Source organism: Tabrizicola sp. M-4, assembly GCF_051132405.1.
Classification (GTDB): domain Bacteria; phylum Pseudomonadota; class Alphaproteobacteria; order Rhodobacterales; family Rhodobacteraceae; genus Paragemmobacter.
In genome coordinates, this window is record NZ_CP128606.1 from 166,930 (window position 1) to 183,111 (window position 16,182).

General features: G+C 67.0%; 16 protein-coding genes. 7 read left to right on the plus strand and 9 right to left on the minus strand.

Translation table 11 applies throughout. From position 1 onward, the window contains the following. The first annotated feature begins 46 nt into the window (after positions 1-46). The 5 genes from TabM4_RS00855 to TabM4_RS00875 all read left to right on the plus strand — a co-directional run bounded on the left by TabM4_RS00855 (position 47) and on the right by TabM4_RS00875 (position 3,645). Entirely contained in the window at positions 47-1,003 is a 957-nt protein-coding gene (locus tag TabM4_RS00855) for an L-malyl-CoA/beta-methylmalyl-CoA lyase (protein WP_434617067.1), read from the plus strand. 375 nt (positions 1,004-1,378) lie between these two features. Further along, positions 1,379-1,804 carry a hypothetical protein gene (locus TabM4_RS00860; RefSeq protein ID WP_434617070.1) on the plus strand — a complete coding sequence of 142 codons (426 nt, stop codon included), beginning with the start codon at positions 1,379-1,381 and terminating at the stop codon, positions 1,802-1,804. Positions 1,805-1,864: 60 nt separating this feature from the next. After that, entirely contained in the window at positions 1,865-2,299 is a 435-nt protein-coding gene (locus TabM4_RS00865) for a hypothetical protein (protein ID WP_434617073.1), read from the plus strand. A gap of 75 nt (positions 2,300-2,374) precedes the next feature. After that, the gene (locus TabM4_RS00870) at positions 2,375-3,334 is read left to right on the plus strand and encodes an acetyl-CoA carboxylase carboxyltransferase subunit alpha (RefSeq protein WP_434617076.1); all 960 of its coding nucleotides are present in this window, start codon (positions 2,375-2,377) and stop codon (positions 3,332-3,334) included. Then, on the plus strand, positions 3,331-3,645 hold the full coding sequence (locus TabM4_RS00875; RefSeq protein WP_434617079.1) for a DMT family transporter: 315 nt from the start codon (positions 3,331-3,333) through the stop codon (positions 3,643-3,645). Before TabM4_RS00870 ends, TabM4_RS00875 begins: the two co-directional genes overlap by 4 nt. A 117-nt stretch (positions 3,646-3,762) precedes the next feature. On the opposite strand, the gene sucD is transcribed toward TabM4_RS00875, so the two are convergent. Genes sucD through TabM4_RS00895 form a run of 4 tightly spaced genes read right to left on the minus strand, consistent with a single transcriptional unit; the run spans position 3,763 to position 8,055 of the window. Then, entirely contained in the window at positions 3,763-4,662 is a 900-nt protein-coding gene (gene sucD, locus TabM4_RS00880; protein WP_434617082.1) for a succinate--CoA ligase subunit alpha, read from the minus strand. Between the two features lie 11 nt (positions 4,663-4,673). After that, entirely contained in the window at positions 4,674-5,846 is a 1,173-nt protein-coding gene (locus tag TabM4_RS00885; protein ID WP_434617085.1) for a malate--CoA ligase subunit beta, read from the minus strand. Positions 5,847-5,880: 34 nt separating this feature from the next. Next, positions 5,881-6,819, minus strand: coding sequence for an HpcH/HpaI aldolase/citrate lyase family protein (locus tag TabM4_RS00890; protein ID WP_434617088.1), 939 nt, complete (start codon positions 6,817-6,819; stop codon positions 5,881-5,883). Positions 6,820-6,834: 15 nt separating this feature from the next. Next, positions 6,835-8,055 carry a pyridoxal-phosphate-dependent aminotransferase family protein gene (locus TabM4_RS00895; RefSeq protein ID WP_434617091.1) on the minus strand — a complete coding sequence of 407 codons (1,221 nt, stop codon included), beginning with the start codon at positions 8,053-8,055 and terminating at the stop codon, positions 6,835-6,837. 162 nt (positions 8,056-8,217) lie between these two features. Between TabM4_RS00895 and TabM4_RS00900 the strand changes: the two genes are divergently transcribed. Next, entirely contained in the window at positions 8,218-9,615 is a 1,398-nt protein-coding gene (locus TabM4_RS00900) for a helix-turn-helix domain-containing protein (RefSeq protein ID WP_434617094.1), read from the plus strand. 1 nt (position 9,616) lies between these two features. Here TabM4_RS00900 and TabM4_RS00905 read toward each other — a convergent pair whose 3' ends face one another. From TabM4_RS00905 to TabM4_RS00920, 4 genes are read right to left on the minus strand one after another with little or no spacing between them, the layout of a single operon-like run. Then, entirely contained in the window at positions 9,617-10,222 is a 606-nt protein-coding gene (locus TabM4_RS00905) for an MSMEG_1061 family FMN-dependent PPOX-type flavoprotein (RefSeq protein ID WP_434617097.1), read from the minus strand. Positions 10,223-10,257: 35 nt separating this feature from the next. Continuing rightward, positions 10,258-10,998 carry a lysophospholipid acyltransferase family protein gene (locus TabM4_RS00910; RefSeq protein WP_434617100.1) on the minus strand — a complete coding sequence of 247 codons (741 nt, stop codon included), beginning with the start codon at positions 10,996-10,998 and terminating at the stop codon, positions 10,258-10,260. Further along, positions 10,995-11,888 carry a cell division protein FtsX gene (locus TabM4_RS00915; RefSeq protein WP_434621864.1) on the minus strand — a complete coding sequence of 298 codons (894 nt, stop codon included), beginning with the start codon at positions 11,886-11,888 and terminating at the stop codon, positions 10,995-10,997. The genes TabM4_RS00910 and TabM4_RS00915 overlap by 4 nt, the downstream gene beginning before the upstream one ends. Next, a complete protein-coding gene (locus tag TabM4_RS00920) occupies positions 11,888-12,559 on the minus strand; it encodes a cell division ATP-binding protein FtsE (RefSeq protein ID WP_434617103.1) in 672 nt (223 codons plus the stop codon). The genes TabM4_RS00915 and TabM4_RS00920 overlap by 1 nt, the downstream gene beginning before the upstream one ends. A 164-nt stretch (positions 12,560-12,723) precedes the next feature. Here TabM4_RS00920 and TabM4_RS00925 point away from each other — a divergent pair, with 164 nt between their 5' ends. After that, on the plus strand, positions 12,724-13,599 hold the full coding sequence (locus tag TabM4_RS00925) for a zinc-ribbon domain-containing protein (protein WP_434617106.1): 876 nt from the start codon (positions 12,724-12,726) through the stop codon (positions 13,597-13,599). Positions 13,600-13,623: 24 nt separating this feature from the next. Here the strand turns inward: TabM4_RS00925 and TabM4_RS00930 are convergent, their stop codons facing one another. Further along, positions 13,624-16,140 (minus strand): TIGR02302 family protein, encoded by a 2,517-nt coding sequence (locus tag TabM4_RS00930; protein ID WP_434617109.1) that lies wholly within the window; start codon positions 16,138-16,140, stop codon positions 13,624-13,626. Positions 16,141-16,182 lie beyond the last annotated feature (42 nt).

Below are 16,182 nucleotides of genomic sequence, written 5' to 3' on the forward strand. Positions count from 1 at the left end.
ATATCGCTGGCGCAGGCCCAACCGAAATTTCCTTGCGAGAACGACCATGAGCTTTCGCCTGCAACCCCCCGCCCCTGCCCGCCCGAACCGTTGCCAGTTGTTCGGCCCCGGATCGCGGCCCGCAATCTTTGCCAAGATGGCGGCAAGCGAGGCGGATGTGATCAACCTCGATCTGGAGGATTCGGTCGCGCCGTCGGACAAGGCCACCGCGCGGGAGAACATCATCGAGGCGATTTCCGGCGTCGATTGGGGGCGCAAGACGCTTTCGGTGCGGATCAACGGGCTGGATACGCCGTGGTGGTATCGCGATGTGGTGGACCTGCTGGAAAAGGGCGGGGAACGGCTGGACCAGATCATGATCCCCAAGGTCGGCTGCGCCGAGGATATCTATGCCGTGGACGCGCTGGTGACGGCGGTGGAAAGGGCGACGGGGCGGACCAAGCCCATCGCCTTCGAGGTGATCATCGAATCGGCGGCGGGAATTTCCCATGTGGAAGAGATCGCGGCGGCCAGTCCCCGTTTGCAGGCCATGAGCCTTGGCGCGGCGGATTTTGCCGCCAGCATGGGGATGCAGACCACGGGCATCGGCGGCACGCAGGAGAATTATTACATGCTGCGCGAGGGGGCGAAGCACTGGTCCGACCCGTGGCACTGGGCGCAGGCGGCCATCGTCGCGGCCTGCCGGACGCATGGCATCCTGCCCGTGGACGGGCCTTTCGGCGATTTCAGCGATGATGAGGGGTTCCGCGCGCAGGCGCGGCGGTCGGCCACGCTGGGCATGGTGGGGAAATGGGCGATCCATCCGAAACAGGTGACGCTGGCGAATGAGGTCTTCACCCCGTCGGAACAGGCGGTGGCAGAGGCGCGCGAGATCCTGTCGGCGATGGAGGCGGCCAAGGCGCGGGGCGAGGGTGCCACGGTCTATAAGGGCCGTCTGGTGGATATCGCCTCGATCAAGCAGGCCGAGGTGATCGTGCGGCAGGCGGAATTGATCGCCGGTTGACGTTGCGTCAGCAATGAATCGTTGACAGGCCGCCGCTGCTCCGGGCAGGGTTTTGTGACCGAAGCGTGAAAAAAAGGCGCTTTGAAAAGATTACCCGCGCTGCGACCCATGGGGAGAGGAGGCCCCGCGCAGCAAAGGGGAGGATGCACGCCCCGTGGCCCGGCCACGGGGCGCTGCTGTTTGCGGCGTCGCGCTTCGGGCTGGGGTCGGACCGGGGGTTTCACACCCCCGGACCCCCGTGGGATATTTGAGAACGGATGAAGGGGCGGGGCAGGTTTTCCGTTAGAGCTCGGATTCTAAATCCCTTTTTTCGAGATACTTCGACGGCTGCCCCGGATTTGCTAGCGCGGGTCGCAGGCAATTCGGAGGTTTCGCATGCGGTTCCTGATCTGGTCCTTGGTGGCTTTGGTGGCGTTGGGCGTGGGCGTTCTTGTCATCGGCTGGCTGTTGCCCGCCGCGCGGGAGGGGCGGGCGGAGGTGGTGATCGCTGCGCCGCCTGCGGCGGTCGTTGCGGTGATCGCGCATGTGGAGGCGCAAGGGGAGTGGCGCGAAGGCATCGCGGCGGTGGAGCGGACGGCGGAGGGCTGGGTCGAGGTGACGGCGCGGGGGGAGCGGATCGCCTTCGTCGCCGAGGAGATGGGGGAGGCGCGGGTGCGGCTGCGCTTCGCCTCGGATGCCGGGTATTCGGGGAGGTGGGAGGCCGTGCTGCTGCCGGAGGGCGCGGGGACGCGGGTGTCGGTGGTGGAGCGGGCGGGTGGTGCCTTCGCCCGTCGGGCGGATATTGGCGCGGCTGTTCTTTGATCCGGAGGCATTCGCCACCACATATCTCTTGGCGCTCAAGGCGCGTGTGGAGGGTATGTGATGGCGGAGAGGAAGAAGAAACCGACCGATTGGCGCAAGCGGTTCGGGGCGGCGAAGGCGCCGCATGTGGTGATGCTGCACGCGGATTTCGCGGGGGTGAAGGCGGGGAATACGATGCTGATCTCGTCCCCCGGAGAGATCGCGAATTACGTGGCGCGGATTCCGAAGGGAGAGACGCGGACGATGGACCGGCTGCGCAACGAATTGGCGCGGAAGGCGGGGGCGAATGCGATGTGTCCCGTGACGACGGCGATCTATCTGCGCGTGGTGGCCGAGGTGGCGCTGGCCGATCTGGCCGAAGGGAAGCGGCTGGAGGAGGTGGTGCCGTTCTGGCGGGTGGTGCTGCCGGGGAGCAAGGTGGCGGCGAAGCTGTCCTGCGGGCCGGACCATGTGGCGCATCTGATCGCGCTGGATGGCGGAGAGGCGGCGGTTTGAGGCGTGGCGTGCCGGGGCGAGTTGCATCTTGGCCCGCCTCTGCGCATATAGGGGCGATCCTTCAGGGAGAGCCCGATGAACTATCTGGAATTCGAAAAGCCGCTGGCCGAGATCGAGGGCAAGGCGGAGGAGCTGCGCGCGATGGCGCGGGGCAATTCCGGGATGGATGTGACGAAGGAGGCAGAGGCGCTGGACCGCAAGGCGGAAGTGCTGCTGAAGGACCTGTACAAGGACCTGACGCCATGGCGGAAATGTCAGGTCGCGCGGCATCCGGACCGGCCGCATTGCAAGGATTACATCGACGCGCTGTTCACCGAATATACCTCGCTGGCGGGGGATCGGAACTTTGCCGATGACCATGCGGTGATGGGCGGCGTGGCGCGGTTCAACGATCAGCCGGTGGTGGTGATCGGCCATGAGAAGGGCCATGACACGAAAAGCCGGATCGAACGGAATTTCGGCATGGCGCGGCCGGAAGGGTATCGCAAGGCGATCCGCCTGATGGAGATGGCCGACCGGTTCCGGCTGCCGGTGGTGACGCTGGTCGACACGCCCGGTGCCTATCCGGGCAAGGGCGCGGAGGAGCGGGGGCAGGCCGAGGCGATTGCGCGGTCCACGGCGAAATGCCTTGAGATCGGGGTGCCGTTGATTTCCGTGGTGATCGGCGAGGGCGGATCGGGCGGGGCGGTGGCATTCGCCACGGCGAATCGCGTGGCGATGCTGGAACATTCGGTCTATTCGGTGATTTCGCCCGAAGGCTGCGCCTCGATCTTGTGGAAGGATGCCGAGAAGATGCGCGAAGCGGCGGAGGCTCTGCGCCTGACGGCGCAGGATCTGCAGAAGCTGGGCGTGATCGACCGGATCATCAAGGAACCGCTGGGCGGTGCGCAGCGGGGCCGGAAAGAGACGATCGAGGCGGTGGGCAAGGGCATCGAGGCGATGCTGAAGGAATTGTCGGGGAAGAAGCCCGACACGCTGATCAAGGAACGCCGCGCGAAGTTCGTCGAGATGGGGTCGAAGGGGCTGGCCGCGTGAACGCCTGGGTCATCGTCCTGATCGCGGGTTTGCTGGAAACCGGCTGGGCGCTGGGGTTGAAGTATTCGGACGGGTTCACCAAGCCCATTCCCTCGATCCTGACGGTGATCGGGGCGGCGGCGTCCTTCTGGCTCTTGTCCATCGCGATGAAGGACCTGCCTGTGGGCACGGCCTATGCTGTCTGGGTGGGGATCGGTGCGGTGGGGACGGCGATCCTTTCGGTCTTTCTGTTCGGAGACCCGGTGAACCTGATGCGGGTTGTCGGGGTGCTGCTGATCATCGGCGGGATCATCGCGCTGAAATTCGCCTGACGGTCTGTGGTGGCTGGCCCCCGGGGTTTTACCCCCGGACCCCCAGGGTATTTGGGCCAAGACGAAGCCGGATGCACAGAAAGAACGGGGCGGCCATATCGACCGCCCCTTTGGTTTTCACGCAGCGGCGCGACGGGTGGAGAGAACGCGCGCCATGGTTTCGCCCATGGCCGAAGGGTTCGGCGCGATCGTGATGCCCGCGGCGGAGAGGATTTCCACCTTTTCCTGCGCGCTTTCGCCGAAGGCGCTGATGATGGCGCCGGCATGGCCCATCTTGCGGCCCTTGGGCGCGGAGAGGCCCGCGATATAGGCGACGACAGGCTTTTTCATGCTGTTGCGGGCGTAGAGGGCGGCCTCGGCCTCCTGCGGGCCGCCGATTTCGCCGATCATCATCACGGCATCGGTTTCGGGGTCGTTCTCGAAGAGTTCGAGGATGTCGCGGAAGGAGGAGCCGTTGATGGGGTCGCCGCCGATGCCCACGGAGGTGGAGACGCCGATGCCCAGCGCCTTCATCTGGGAGGCGGCCTCATAGCCCAGCGTGCCGGAGCGGCCGACGATGCCCACGCGGCCCGGCATGTAGATGTGTGGCGGCATGATGCCCATGAAGCCCTTGCCGGGCGAGATGATGCCTGCGCAGTTCGGCCCGATCAGGCGCATCTTCCGTTCCGCCGGATAGCGCTTGAGGAAGCGCTTCACCTTCATCATGTCCTGCGCGGGGATGCCGTCGGTCACGCAGACGGCGGTCTTTATCCCTGCATCGGCGGCTTCCATGATCGCATCGGCCGCGAAGGGCGGGGGCACGAAGACGAGCGAGGCTTCGGCCCCCGTCGCCTCCACCGCCTCGCGCACGGTGTTGAAGAGGGGGCGGCCCAGCAGGGTTTCGCCGCCCTTGCCGGGGGTGACGCCACCCACGACATTGGTGCCGTGCTTGATCATGTCCTCGGCATGGAACTGGCCGATGCGGCCGGACATGCCCTGTACGATGACGCGGGTCTTTTCGGTGATGAGGATTGCCATTTGTCCCTCCCTCAGGCGGCGAGTTTCTGGCGCGTGGCGACGGCCTTCATGGCGGCGTCCTCCAGCGTATCGGCGGTGATGAGCGGCAGGCCGGAGGCATCGATGATGCGGCGGCCCTCTTCCACATTCGTTCCGGCAAGGCGGACGACGACGGGAAGGGTCAGGCCGAGTTCGCGATAGGCCAGCACCACGCCCTGCGCGACCCAGTCGCAGCGGTTGATGCCCGCGAAGATGTTCACGAGGATAACGCTGACGTTACGGTCGGCCAGCACGGTGCGGAAAGCCCGCACGACCCGCTCCGGGCTGGCCCCCCCGCCGATGTCGAGGAAGTTTGCAGGCTCCCCCCCGGCGAGTTTGATCATGTCCATCGTGGCCATCGCGAGGCCCGCACCGTTGATGATGCAGCCGATGTCGCCGTCGAGGCCGACATAGGCGAGGCCGTGGTCGCCCGCCGTGCTTTCGCGCGGGTCTTCCTGCGACCGGTCGCGGAGTTCTGCGATTTCGGGGCGGCGGAAGAGGGCGTTGGTGTCGAAGGACATCTTGGCATCCAGCGCGACGAGGTCGCCCGAGCCGGTGATGACGAGGGGGTTGATCTCGACCATCATGGCGTCGAGGTCCCGGTAGGCGCGGTAGCAGGCTTTCAGGATCGTGACCATCTGGGCGATCTGGCCGCCCTTGAGGCCGAGCTGGAAGGCGAGTTCGCGGGCCTGGAATTCGGACAGGCCGACCGCAGGGTCGATGGTCATCCGGCGGAGCGAGTTCGGGTCCTTTTCGGCGAGATCCTCGATCTCCATGCCCCCGTGCGCGGAGGCGACGATCATGATGCGTTCGGATTTCCGGTCGAGGACGAAGCCCAGATAAAGCTCCTGCGCGATGTCGGAGGCGCCTTCGACCCAGAGGCGATAGACGCCCTTGCCGTTGGCATCGGTCTGCTTGGTGACAAGTTGGCGGCCAAACAGGGTGGCGGCGAATTCCTGCACCTCGGATTCCGAGCGGCAGAGCTTCACCCCGCCTGCCGCGCCGCGGCCGCCGGAATGGATCTGCGCCTTGACGACCCATGCGTTGCCGCCCAATTCGCGGGCGCGATAGCCCGCCTGTTCGGGGCTGTAGGCAAGGCCGCCGCGCGGGACGGGCACGCCGAAGCGGGCGAGGATTTCCTTGGCCTGATATTCGTGAATGTCCATTCGATTATCCTCCCTGTGCGACCTTGCCGCCGGTTCACTTGCCTTCGATGGCCTCGGCGATGACGAGGACGTTGCGCGCCATCTTTTCCGACGCGGCATCGATCATCTTGCCGTCGAGGCTGGCGGCGCCCTTGCCTTGGCTTTCCGCGATCTTCAGTTCCTCGATGATGCGGCGGGCCTTGGTGACCTCGGCATCCGTGGGGCTGAAGACTTCGTTGGCCATGGAGACCTGCGAGGGGTGGATGGCCCATTTGCCTTCGCAGCCAAGGGCGGCGGCGCGGCGCGCGCCTTCCTTGTAGCCTTCGGGGTCGCTGAAATCGCCGAAGGGTCCGTCGATGGCGCGCAGGCCATAGGCGCGGCAGGCGATGACCATGCGGCTGATGGCGGCGTGCCACTGGTCGCCGGGGTAATGCGGGTTCAGGCCGCCGATGTTGGTGGTCCGGGCGCGCATCGAGGCGGCGTAGTCGGCCACGCCGAAGTGCAGTGCTTCAAGCCTGCCGCCGAATTGGGCGATGGACTCAACATTCGCCATGCCGAGGGCGGTTTCGATCAGCGCCTCAAGCCCCACGCGGGTGGTGTAGCCCTTGGCCTGTTCGATCTGGTTCACCATCGCTTCGACCATGTAGAGGTCGTCGCGCACGCCCACCTTGGGGACGAGCAGCGTGTGGACGCGGCTGCCCGCCTGTTCCATCACGTCCACCACGTCGCGATACATGTAATGGGTGTCCAGCCCGTTGATGCGGACGGAGACCGTCTTGCCCTTCCCCGCCCAGTCGATGTCGTTCAGCGCCTGGATCGCGTTCTTGCGGGCCTGTTCCTTTTCCGGGGGCGCGACGGCATCTTCCAGATCAAGAAACACGTAATCGGCGGGGCCTGCGGCGGCCTTGTCGATCATCGTGGGGTTGGAGGCCGGGACAGCGAGTTCCGATCGCTGCAGGCGTTGGCGCCGCAGCGGGTACAGGGTGTGGGACATGGTTTCCTCTGGGTGTTATTCGGCGGCGATGCGGGCGGCGGCGCGGGTGCTGCGCTGCACGGCGCGGGCGACGGGTTCGGCATAGACGTCCTGCGCGGCGGCAACGCCCGACCCGAAGCGGATCTGCGCTCCGGCGGCGGCAAGCGAGAGTTCCGCGATGGAGATAGCGGACAGGCACATCCCTTCATTCAGGTCGCCCAGATGGCCGATGCGGAAGACCTTGCCGTTCAGCGGGCCAAGGCCAGCGCCGAAGGAGCAGTTGTAGCGGTCATAGGCGATGCGGATCACGTCGCGGGCATCCACACCCTGCGGCACGCGGATCGCGCTGACCGTGTCGGAGTAGAGCGAGGGATGTTCGGCGGCCAGTTCCATGCCCCATGCGGCGACGGCGTTGCGCACGCCGGTTGCAAGGCGGCGGTGGCGGGCGAAGATGTTTTCCATCCCCTCGTCCAGCATCCGGTCCAGCGCCTTGCGCAGGCCGTGGAACAGCGGCACCGGCGGGGTATAGGGGAAATAGCCCGTGGCGTTGATGCGCGCCATGTCGGCGAAGTCGAAATAGGCGCGGCGCATGGTGGCGGTTTCGGCGGCGGCCATGGCCTTTGCCGATACACCGATCATGCCGAGGCCCGCGGGCAGCATGAAGCCCTTCTGGCTGCCGGTCACGGCAAGATCGACGCCCCACTCATCCATGCGGAAGTCGATGGAGCCGATGGAGGAGACGCCATCGACGAAAAGGAGCGCGTCGTGGAAGCTTTCGTCCAGCGCGCGGCGGACCTGCGCCACGTCCGAGGTGACGCCGGTGGCGGTTTCGTTATGCGTCACGAAGACGGCCTTGATCTTGCCGTGGCGGTCATTGCCGAGGATGCGCGCGAATTCATTGGTGGGGCAGCCCGCGCCCCATGCCAGATCGACGATCTCCACATCGAGGCCCAGCTTCACCGCCATGTCGGCCCAGAGCAGCGAGAACTGCCCGTGCCGCGCCATCAGCACCTTGTCGCCCGGGTTCAGCGTGTTGGTGATCGCCGCTTCCCAGCAGCCGGTGCCGGAACCGGGGAACATCATCACGGTGCCAGTTTCTGTTTTGAAAACCTTTTTCAGATCGCTGAACAGGTTCATCGTCAGGTCGCCGAAATCCGGGGCGCGGTGGTCCTGCATGGGGACGATCATCGCCTGACGCACCGCCTCGGGCACATTGGTGGGGCCGGGGATGTAAAGGTGCTGGGTTCCGGTCTTCATGGGGGTCCTCCCTGACGCTGTGCCTCGTGGCTTGCCATGACAGATGCCACCGCCTGTCTTTTGTGCAAACTGAAAGCGGGTTCTGCTGTGAATGCGAGAATTTACAAACTGTGTAATTTGTAATATTGTAAACATGACGAAGCCTTGGATGTGTGCGACGGTATGCAGAAAACCTTCATCGGCCCCCATCTGCGGCGGCTGCGGATCGAGCGGGGCGAGACGCAGGGTGCGATGGCGCGGGCGCTGGGCATCAGCGCCTCTTACGTCAACCTTCTGGAAAACAACGAAAGATCGGTTTCCGTTTCCGTCCTGTTGCGGCTGTTCGAGGTTTATGGCGTCGACTGGCGCGAGATCGCGGATGAGGATGGCACCAGCCAACTGGCCGATCTGCGCGCGGTGATGCAGGATCCGCTGTTTGCGGAAACCCGCCCGGACCTTGCCCAGTTGCGCGCGGCGCTGGTCCATGCGCCGGGACTTGCGGCGTCGTTTCTGCGGCTGCACAGCGCCTATCAGGCGGCGACGGATCAGCTTCTGGCCCTGACCGAGGGGGAGGCGCCGCAGATTCTGTCAACGCCCGAGGCGGCGGTTCACAACGAATTCCGCAAGCACCGGAATCATTTCCGCGAGCTGGAAGAGGCCGCCGAAGGGTTCTGGGGCAGCGTGGCGGTGGAACCGGACGAGGTCTATGTCGCGCTGAAACGGCGGCTGCGGGGGCGGGTCGGGGTGACCGTGCGGCTGGTGCGGGTGGAGGATCTGCCGGGAACGCTGCGCCAGTATGATGAGGGGCGGCGGGAAATCCTGCTCTCCGAGGCGCTGGATCACACCAACCGCATCTTCCAGTTGGTGCATATGGCGGGGCTGCTGGAACAGCGGGCGCTGCTGGACAGCCTTGTCGCACGATCGGGGATCACCGATCCGCGCGGGGTGGCGCGGTTGCGGGTGGAACTTGCGAATTATTTCGCCGCTGCCGTCCTGATGCCCTACGAGGCTTTTCTGGCCGAGGCGCGGGCGACGAAATATGACCTCGACCATATCGCCACGCGCTTCGGGGTCAGTTTCGAACAGGCCTGCCACCGCGCGACCACCCTGCAACGGGAGGGGGCGCAGGGGGTGCCCTTCTTCTTCCTGCGGATCGACAAGGGCGGCAATGTGACCAAGCGGTTCAACGCGACCGGGTTCCATCTGGCCGAACATGGCGGTGCCTGCCCGCGTCTGGACGTGCATACCAGTTTCCGCACGCCGGGGCGGATCGTGCCGCAATTCGTGGAGATGCCGGACAAGTCGCAATTCTTCGTCTTTTCCCGCACGGTGGACCGGCCCACATGGGCGCGGCATGCGCAGGACAACCGCCTTGCCGTGGCGATGGGCTGCGCGATCGACCATGCGCCCGAGATCGGCTATGCCGAGGCCTTTTCGGTTGCAGGCGCGCGGATGACGCCCGTGGGGATCAACTGCCGCATCTGCCCGCGCGCGGGTTGCGATCAGCGCGCGCATCAGGCGGTGGTGCTGTCGCAGCCGGTGGATGAAAAGCGCCGGGGGGCGACGCGGTTCGAGGTGTGACCTACCAGATGTCCGTCATGGCGCGGTTGGCGCGGGCCGCGTCATAGGTCGTGCCGTCGATCTGGCCTTGCGAGGCCTCGTCCATCATCCGTCCGATGCTGGGCAGCCCCAAGGACTGATCCCCCGCCGTCCAGAGGCCTGCACGCACCACGGCGCGGGCGCATTGGGAATAGACCTCGGCGATGGTGATGACGATCACGGTGCGCGGCTGCACCCCGCCCCGGTCAAAGCGGGCGCGCAGGTCGGGGTCGGCGGTCAGGATGGCGGTGCCGTTGACGCGCAGCAGGTTCTTCCAGCCGGGGATCAGGAAGCACAGGCTGATGCGCCCGTCTCGGACGATGTTGCGCAGGCTGTCGATGCGTTCGTTGCCCTTCCAATCGGGCAGGGCGAGCGTGCGGTCATCCAGCACGGTGACGACGGGGCCGTCATCCCCGCGCGGGCTGCCATCGGTGCCTTCGGGGCCGACGGTCGTCAGGATGCAGAACCGGCTGCGTTCCAGCACCGCGCGGTAGGAGGGGATGAGGTACGGCACCACCTTGCGCAGGGCGGCCTCGGCGGGGGTGCCGTAATGGGCGTGCAGGGCGTCCAGCGAGGTGATGGGGTCCATCCGGTGTCCTTCCGTTCGCGCCCCCTTGGCGCGGGTCAGGCGGCGTGGCGATAGGTGAAGCCCGCCTCGGCCATGAGGCTGTCGGAGGCGGTTTCCACCACCCGCTCCAGTTCCGCCATGAAATCCCCGACGCCGCGCCCCGGCGCGATGGCGGGCAGGAACTCCACCACGGCGAGGCCGGGTTTGCGATAGATGCCGTGGCGCGGCCAGAACACGCCCACATTCGTGGCCGTGGGAATGCAGGGCTGCGACATCTGCTGATACAGAAGCCCGGTGCCCACCTTGTAGGGCATCTGCACGCCGGGGGCGACGCGGGTGCCCTGCGGATAGATGATCAACTGCCCCGGCACCTTTGCACCTTCGGCGACGGCTTTCTTCATTTCCGCGATGGCGCGGCCCTTCTTGCCGCGATCCACCGGGATGCAGCCGATGCGCCATGCGTAGAAGCCCAGCAGGGGCGCCCATCTCAATTCCTTCTTCATGATGAACTTGGGGCGGCGCACGACCGAACAGATCAGGATGATGTCGAAGAAACTTTGATGTTTCGAGGCGATGATCACCTCGCCCGAGGGGATCTCGCCCCGGATTTCCGACCGCAGGCCTACGATCAGGCGGGCAGTCAGGCGCACCCAGTTGCAATAGGCGTGGATGCCCGCCCATGCGCCCGTTCGGCTGACGACGGCCCAAGGCGCGTAAAGCAGCGCGAAGATCAGCATCGCCACATACATCTGCGCGATGAACAGAAGCGACAGGATCCAGCGGAGGGCATAGGTCATGGCAGTTCCCGGAGTTTCCTGAAGGCCGCGGTGCGCGTGGCGATCAGGGCGACCGCCGCAGCGATCGGGGGTAGCACGAGCGGCAGCAACCATCCAGCGCCCTGAAAGCCCAGACCCGTCAGGAACCCGCCCGCCTCGTCCACCGGCGGCAGCAGGGCGATGCCGATGATGCCTGCCACGGCCCCCGCCGCCGAACCGATTAGCGCGCGCAGGGTGAAGCGGCGGACGAAGGCGGCGGCGATATAGTCATCCTGCGCGCCCACGATCCGCAGCACGCGGATCACCTGCGCATTGGCGGCCAGCGAGGCATTGGCGGCCAGCGTGATCATCGCTGCCATCGCCGCGCCGATCAGCAGGATGGACAGGCTGCCCAGCAGGTTCAACCGCGCCGCCGCCATGGCCAAGGGGCGGCGCCAGCGGGTGTGATCGTCCAGCACGGCGCCCGGTGCCTCGGCCATCAGGCGCTGGCGCAGGCCTTCGGCATCATAGCCTTCCGGGGCCTCGGTCACCTCGACCAGACGGGGCAGGGGCAGGGCGTCCAATGGCAGGTCGGGGCCGAACCACGGGGCCAGCAGGGCCTTCTGCTCCTCATCCGTCAGGGCGCGGGCCTCGGCGATGCCGGGGGTGGTGCGCAGCACGGCAAGGACGGCGTTGGTCTGCAGTTCCATCTGGTCGGGCGGGGCCGATATGCGCACCGTCGCGGTCTGGGCCAGCGCATCGGCCCAGCGATCCGCCAGCCGCCCCGAGGCCAGCGACAGGGCAAGCGCGAAGACGGCGAGGAAGGTCATCGCCCCGGCGGTGAAGGTGGTCAGCCATGCGGAGGGGCCGCTGGGCGGAACCACACGGTCGGCCTGCCGGTCGGGTGTCAGGAAAAGGCGCAGGCTTTGGATCACAGGTCCGCCCCCGCAAGCTGGATGCGGCGGTTGCGGATGCGCAGCACGCGGGCGGCGACCTGCGATTTCGCGGCGCGGATCAGGTTCAGGTCATGGGTGGCGATGAGGATGGTCTTGCCCATCTTGTTCAACTCCACCAGCAGCGTCAGCAGGCGCAGCGACATCTCCCAGTCGAGGTTGCCGGTCGGTTCGTCGGCAAGGATGACGTCCGGCCCCATGATCACCGCGCGGGCCAGCGCCGCGCGCTGTCTTTCGCCGCCCGAAAGCTGTGGCGGCAGGGCGTCGGTGACCTGCCCCAGCCCGACCCAGCCCAGCAGGTCGGTCAGGTCCTGCGGATCGCCCTGCCTGCCCGACACCATCAGCGGCAGGCTGACATTGGCGGCTATGGGCAGGTGGTCCAGGAATTGCATGTCCTGATGCACGACCCCGATCCTGCGGCGGGTGCGCGCGATGTCGTCGCGCGACAGGCTGCGCACCTCGCGGTCGAACAGGGTCACGCGGCCCGCCGTGGGCAGGAGGTCGGCATAGGCGAGTTTCAGGAAGGTGGTCTTTCCCGCGCCGGAAGGTCCGGTCAGGAAATGGAAGGACCCGGGGGCAAGGCGGAGGCTGACTTCCGAAAGAAGCTCTCCGCCGCCGTAATTGTAGGCGACATTGTCGAAGGCGATCACGTGGTTACCATTGCCCCTTGCTTGCCTTTCCAGCATTGCCCAAGGTGAAAGAGGTTGCAATGCGGGGCGCGTGTCGGTTGTAGAGGTTGCGGGATGGTGTCATCCTGCGGCGACGGTCGCATCAGGGCAAACCTGAGCGGCCTTTGGGATTGGGGACGTAGCGAATGCGGCTGATTTGTCCAAATTGCGAGGCGGAATACGAGGTCGATGACGCGGCCATCCCGGATACCGGCCGGGACGTGCAATGTTCGAATTGCGGCCATGCATGGTTCCAGTTGCCGCCCGAGATCGAATTGGCGCTGGAACAGGAAGAGGAGCTTTTCGGTCAGGGTGCCGCCACCGATCCCTTCCCCGATGCCGATGAGGAGGATATTCCCGCGCCTCTGGCCGCCGCTGCCGCCGCATCGGCACCGCCGCAGGCCCCCGCCGCCGCGCCGATGCCCGACGCGCCCAAGCGTAGCGTCGACGAGAACCTTCTGGCCATCCTGCGCGAAGAGGCCGAACGCGAGGCCGCCGCCCGCAAGGCGGAGGCATCCGCGCTTGAGGTGCAGGGTGATCTGGGCCTGCCACCCGCCGGTTCCGCCGCGCCTGCCGCCGCCGCCGCGGGCGGGGCGATGGCGGGTCTGGGTGCCGCCGCGCGCCGGATCGCGCAGTTGAAGGGCGTCGATCCCGATGCCCCGCCGCCCGTCCCGCCGAAACCGCCCACCCGGCGCGACATGCTGCCCGACATCGAAGAAATCAATTCCTCGCTCAAGGGCGGTGACGTGCTGCCCCCCTTGGCCGAACCCGAAGAAACCGATGGCCGCGCCGCCGAGGCGCGCGGGTTCCGGTCGGGCTTCGGCGTGGCGCTGCTGGTCGCGGTGATCGGGTTGGCGGTCTATGTCTCGGCCCCGCGCATCGCCACGATGGTGCCTGCCGCCGAAGGTGCGATGACGGCCTATGTCGGCGCGGTGGATGCCGGGCGGCTGTGGCTGGACGGGGCGATGCGCAGCGCGACGCAATCGCTGCGCGAGATGGCGGGGCAGTCGGAAGGCGGCTGATCCAGCCGCCCCCCCCGCCGGGTTTCAGAACATGTCGAGAAGGCGGCGCAGATAGTCGCGCTCGCCCTCCGGGCGGGCCTGTTCGCCAGAACGGCGGCGAATTTCGTCCAGAAGGTCCTGCGCGCGGCGATAGACATCCTCGCCCTGCAGCATGTTGCGATCCGATCCGATGCGGGCGGAGTTGCCGGGTTCGCGCCCCAGCGGGTCGCGCTGCCCGTTGGGATCGGCCTGCCCGAATTCCTGCCCCTGCTGGGCGTTGGGGTCGCCCTGCTGCTGCTGGTTCTCGGCCATGGCCTCGCCGAATTCCTGCATGCCTTCGCGCAAGGCTTCCATAGCCTCGGCCTGACGGTCCAGCGCGCCGGGCAGGTCGCCCTCGCGCAGCGCATCCTCGGCCTCTTCCATGGCGCGGCCGGCACGGTCAAGCTGGCGGCGGCCCTCTTCGCCATTCTCGCCGCCGTCGCCGGGAAGCGGTCCGTTCTGCAACTGTCCCAGACGGTCGCGCAGGTCCTGCTGGCGCTGGGCAAGGCTGCGGCCTTCGCCCTCGCCCTCCCCCTGTCCGGGCTGGCCCTGCTGACCGGGCTGATTCTGGCCTTCGTTCTGGCCCTCGTTGCCTTCCTGCCCATCCTGCAGGTCGCGGAAGGCATCGTCGGACAGGCCCTGCTGTCCACGCAGCGTATCCTGCAATTCGCGCATGGCCTGCTGGCCGGGGCCGCCCTGCCCCTGTCCCTGCCCCTCGCCCTGAGCGACCTGCATGTTCTCCATCAACTGGCGCAGCATCTCCATCAGCTCCTGCGCCTCGGCCATGCGGCCCTCTTCCATCAGGCGCTGCAACTCGTCCAGCATCTGCTGGAGCTGATCGCCCGACATCTCCATGCCTTCCATGTTCTGGGAAAGCTGGCTGTCGGGGTTGCGCTCGGCCTCTTCGGCCAGTTCGCGCATGTAATCGTTCAGCGCCTCGCGCAATTCCTGCATGAGTTCCTCGATCTCGGACGGGTCGGCGCCGTTGCGCATCGCCTCGTCCAGACGGTCTTGCGCGCGGCGCAGGCGTTCCATCGCGCTGGCAAGATCGCCTTCCTCTACCAGAAGCGCGATCTCCCACAGTTCCGCGGCCATCGCATCGCGGGCATCGGGCGAGAGGCTGGCCTTCTGTGCGTCGAGGTCGCGCATCAGCACGCGCAGGCGCAGATAGGCGCGCTGGTTGCGGATCAGGTCTTCGGGGCGGTGGGTGACGGCTTTCAGGATCTGCGCGGCGCGGGGGGCGTTGGCGCGGTTCCACAGCAGGTCGCGCCGCATCTCGATCAGCGCGGCGGCGAGCGGGTCGAAAAAGCGCTTGGCGGGCAGGACAAGGTGCACGGGTTCGGCGCTGCCCTCCTGCCCTGCGGCATCGGCGACGGTGAAGGTCATTGCCACGGGCAGATTGGCGAAGGGATGTTCCGACAGGTCATCGACCAGCGTCTCGGCGATCTGGGCGCGGTCGCCCGACATGGGCATCGGCAGGTCAAGCACGACGGGTTCGCGCGGTTCGGGTTCCATCGTCAGGCCGTAGCTGCGTTCGACGGCGGGCAGGTCCAGCGCGATGCTGACCTGGCCAGAGGCGACGCCGTAATCGTCGCTGGCCTCGAAAGCCATGGTGAACTGCCCGTCGCCCTCGCGTTCCGCGCTGTCGGACGGCGTCACGTTGGGGGCCATGTCGGGCGTGGCGGTCAGCCGCCATGTCCGCCCGCCGGGGCCGGAAACGGTGACCTCGCCCGAGCGGGTCAGGGTGAAGTCATGCACGGTTTCCGAGGCGGCGGGCACCTCTGTCCGGCCCGAGACGGTTTCGGCAAGGGTCAGGGTCCCCACCTCGCCGTAAAGGCGGAATTGCAGGCGCGTGCCGATGGGCAGGTCCAGCGTGCCCTCGGCGATGTCGTTCATGTAGAGCGAGGGCTTGCCCGTATAGGCGGGCGGCTGTGCCCAGCCTTCCCATGCCGGGCCTGCCGCCAGTTCGTTGCCCGCGCCGGGAGCGAGCGCCTGAACCGAAGCGACGCGCCAGAGCGAACCGAAGAGCAGCGCCATGACGAAGGCCGTCAGCGCGACATAGCGCAGCGCGAAAGGGTCGCGGCGGGCGAGTTTCAGGTCCGGCTCCACCGCGCGGGCCTGCGCGGCGCGGGCTGCCATGCGGGCACGGTGCGCCTGCCAGACCGCGAGGGAGGCGGGATCGTTGCCCCCCACCGCCTGCGTATCGGTCAGCGCGGCGATGGGCTGGCCCGGAAGCCTTTGGTCAAGGCGGATCAGAGCCTCGGTCCGGGTCGGCCTACGGAAGGCGCGCAGACCGCGCCACAGCGTCCAGAGCGCGCCGAGGATCGCCAGAACGAGGCCCGTCCATGCCGCCTCCAGCGGCAAGACGTCCTGCAGCCCGAAGGCCAATGCCGACAGAAGCAGCAGCAGCACGGACCAGAGCGGCCAGAAGCACCGCGCCAGCCGTTCGGCCCACATGCCCAGCAGCGTCAGCCGCAGGGGGCGGGCGATGGCCTTCAACGCGTGGTCGTGATCCTCTTGCATCCGTGGGACGGGGCCCTTTGCCGCCAAGCGCGGCCAAGCCGC